Raw genomic sequence first — 3,299 nt, 5'->3', positions numbered from 1 at the left:
CTGTACTGGGCGGTGAGCTTGGCCTGCGAGAAGGCCAGGATGAAGTGCCGCCTGCCCCACAGCTGACGGACGTACGCGCCGAGAGGCGGGCGGGCCCCGCTGACGGACAGCCCGTACTTGGCGGCCAGCTCGGCCGCCGAGAGGCCCTCGTCGGGCGACACGGGCGCGGTCACCGCGACCGTGCCGTCGTGCGTTGTCTCACTCACTGGTGGATAACTTTCGTCCTCGATGTGCGTGGCCCGAGCGGGCCTGCCAGGAGCCGGGACCGGGGTGGGGCCCGGTCCCCGGACTCGAAGCTTGTCAGATCACCGGGGGCCGGCCCAGTCGGGTCAGCCGCCACACCGTACGCCACTTCATGGGCCGGCGGGGGCCGCAGGAGGTGCTCCACCCCTCACGGAAGCCGCCGAACCACGCCTTGAGCGCGGGGCCCGAGGGGCGGCGCAGCAGGGTCAGCAGCAGCCAGACGCCCAGGTACACCGGGACGAGCGGGGCGGGCAGGTTGCGCCGGGCGAGCCAGACGCGGTTGCGGGCCACCATCCGGTGGTAGACCGCGTGCCGCGAGGGGGCGGTCGTCGGGTGGTACAGCACCATGTCGGACCGGTAGTCGATCATCCAGCCGGCGTCGAGGGCGCGCCAGGCCAGGTCGGTCTCCTCATGCGCGTAGAAGAACTCGCCGGGCAGGCCGCCGACCTCGGCGATGACCTGGGTGCGCACCGCGTTGGCGCCGCCGAGGAAGGTGGTCACCCGCGAGGAGCGCATCGGGTCGGAGGCACGCAGCCGCGGCACGTGCCGGCGCTGGGTGACGCCGGTGTCCGGGTCGGCGATGCGGAAGCTGATGATGCCGAGCGACGGGTCCTCCGCGAACGCCTTCCGGCACAGCTCGGCGGTGTCGGTGTGCGCGAGCAGGCCGTCGTCGTCGAGGAAGAGCAGGATGTCGACGTCCCGGCCGCTGGGCCCGAAGGCCTCGATGCCGACGTTGCGCCCGCCGGGGATGCCCAGGTTCTCGGGCAGCTCGACGGTCCGTACGCCTTCGGGGACGTCGGGCACGGGGGCGCCGTTGCCGACGACGACGACCTGGACGGGGTCGCCGTCCTGCTTGGCGACCGAGTCGAGCAGGGCACGCAGTTCGTCGGGGCGGTTGCCCATGGTGATGATCACCGCGCCGACCTTCATGCCGGCGCTCACTTCAGCCTGCTGGAGACGAGGACGGACACGAGGTGCAGCACGGTCTGCAGCAGGGCGATCCCGGCCAGGACGGCGGTGCCGAGCCGGGTGAAGAACAGGTCGCCCCGGGCGGAGTCCACGATCGCGAGGACCAGGATCAGCAGGGACGCCTCTATGCCGAGGATCAGCCGGTGGAACTTCAGGGCGGCGGCGGCCCGGCGGGCGAGCGCCATGCCGGAGGAGCGCGGCTCGGCGGCGGACTCCTTCACCGGCGGCAGGCCGTTCTGGTGGCGGGCGACCCCGACCAGGTCGGTCTCCGCCTTCACGAGTATCGCGCCGAGCGCGGCGAGGGTGCCGAGGAAGGCCCACAGCCAGTCGATGCGGCCGGTGCCCCACAGGTCGGCGGCGCGCAGGCCGAGGCCGACCAGCACGGCGGCGTCGGTCAGGTAGGCCCCGACCCGGTCCAGGTAGACCCCGCCGAGCGAGTACTGCTTCCGCCAGCGGGCGATCTCGCCGTCGACGCAGTCCAGCAGCAGGTACAGCTGGACCGCGACCACCCCGAGGACCGCGCCCGTGATGCCGGGCACCAGCAGGGCGGGGGCCGCGAGGACACCGCAGACGGTCATCAGATACGTGAGCTGGTTGGGGGTGACCCGGGTGTTCACCAGGTAGCGGTCCACCCGCAGGGACACCTCACGCATGTAGAGGCGTCCCATCCAGTGCTCACCGCTGCGCCGGTCCTTGACCCCCGCGGGGTGCACGACCGGACGGAGTTCAGCTACCGATGGCCTTGACATAGTCGGCGTAGACGTCCTTGATCTGTTCGGTGGTCAGGGCGAGATGTTCGAGGATGGTGAAGCGGCCGGGGCGGGTCTCGGGGGCGTACTCGACGACGCGGACGAACTCGTCGACGGAGAACCCGATCTCCTCGGGCAGCACCGGCAGCCCGTGCCGGCGCAGGACCCCGGCCATGGCCGCCGACTCCTCGTGCGCGCCGCGCAGGTACATCGCGAAGGCGGCGCCCAGTCCGCACTGCTCGCCGTGGGCGGCGGCGCGCTGCGGGTAGAGCAGGTCGAAGGCGTGGTTGATCTCGTGGCAGGCGCCGGAGGAGGGCCGGGAGTCACCCGAGACGGACATGGAGATGCCGGTGAGGACCAGCGCCTCGGCCAGCACCTGGAGGAAGCCGTCGTCGTCGACGCCGCCGGGGTGGCGGAGCACGGCCTCGCCGGCCTGGCGGGCCATGGCGGCGGCGAGTCCGTCGACCTTCTCGCCGTTGACGCGGTGGGACAGCTCCCAGTCCGCGACGGCGGAGATGTTGGAGACGACGTCGCCGATGCCGGAGCGCACGAACCGGACCGGGGCCTCGCGGATGACGTTGAGGTCGATCACGACCGCGATCGGGTTCGGCACGCCGTAGGAGCCGCGGCCGGCGTCGTTGTCGAGGGTCGCGACCGGCGAGCACAGGCCGTCGTGCGCCAGGTTGGTGGCGACCGCGACCAGGGGCAGGCCGACGCGCGCCGAGGCGAACTTGGCGCAGTCGATGATCTTCCCGCCGCCGAGGCCGACCACCGCGTCGTAGCGGCCGCCGCGGATGGCGCCCGCCAGCCGGACCGCGTCGTCGATGGTGCCGCCGTCGACCTCGAACCAGTCGGCGCCGGGCAGCGACGGCGCGATGCGGTCGCGCAGCCGGGCGCCGGAGCCGCCGCTGACGGCGATGGCGAGCCGGCCGGACTGCGAGATGCGCTCGTCGGCGAGGACACAGGCCAGGTCGTCGAGGGCGCCGGGGCGGATGTCGACGACGACCGGCGAGGGGATGAGCCGGGTCAGTACTGGCACGCGATCTCCCGTCCACGGGCGAGGTCGTCGTGGTTGTCGATCTCGACCCACGGGACGTCACCGATCGGCGCCACGTCGATCCGGAAGCCCCGGTTCACCAGTTCCTGGTAGCCGTCCTCGTAGTACAGCTGCGGGTCCCGCTCGAACGTCGCCTTCAACGCGTCCGCCAGCGCCTCCGCGGCCTCGCCCTCGATCAGCGTCACGCCGATGTACTCGCCCGTCGCCTCCGCCGGGTCCATCAGCTTCGTGATCCGCGTCATCCCCTTCCCGGGGTCGACGACGACCTTCATCTCCTCGTC

General features: G+C 72.3%; 3 protein-coding genes and 2 pseudogenes. All 5 read right to left on the bottom strand.

Annotated elements, in window-relative coordinates:
• Nucleotides 1-206: pseudogene (locus B100_RS0133460) on the bottom strand (ABC transporter permease); the annotation flags it as partial.
• Between the two features lie 94 nt (nucleotides 207-300).
• Nucleotides 301-1,173, bottom strand: a complete 873-nt coding sequence (locus tag B100_RS0133455) for a glycosyltransferase family 2 protein (RefSeq protein WP_486585775.1) — start codon at nucleotides 1,171-1,173, stop codon at nucleotides 301-303.
• A gap of 8 nt (nucleotides 1,174-1,181) precedes the next feature.
• Nucleotides 1,182-1,961 (bottom strand): CDP-alcohol phosphatidyltransferase family protein, encoded by a 780-nt coding sequence (locus B100_RS0133450; RefSeq protein ID WP_199785320.1) that lies wholly within the window; start codon nucleotides 1,959-1,961, stop codon nucleotides 1,182-1,184.
• Nucleotides 1,939-3,000, bottom strand: a complete 1,062-nt coding sequence (locus B100_RS0133445; RefSeq protein WP_024888681.1) for an iron-containing alcohol dehydrogenase family protein — start codon at nucleotides 2,998-3,000, stop codon at nucleotides 1,939-1,941. Before B100_RS0133445 ends, B100_RS0133450 begins: the two co-directional genes overlap by 23 nt.
• Nucleotides 2,988-3,299, bottom strand: a pseudogene (locus B100_RS0133440) (phosphocholine cytidylyltransferase family protein); the annotation flags it as partial. The pseudogene B100_RS0133440 and the gene B100_RS0133445, both read right to left, overlap by 13 nt.

The organism is Streptomyces sp. CNH189, from assembly GCF_000527195.1.
This window is presented reverse-complemented; position numbering and strand designations above follow the sequence as displayed.

Coding starts and splice junctions, on each gene's coding strand:
- B100_RS0133455 (WP_486585775.1), bottom strand. CDS start 1,173: ATGAAGGTCGGCGCGGTGATCATCACCATGGGCAACCGCCCCGACGAA.
- B100_RS0133450 (WP_199785320.1), bottom strand. CDS start 1,961: ATGTCAAGGCCATCGGTAGCTGAACTCCGTCCGGTCGTGCACCCCGCG.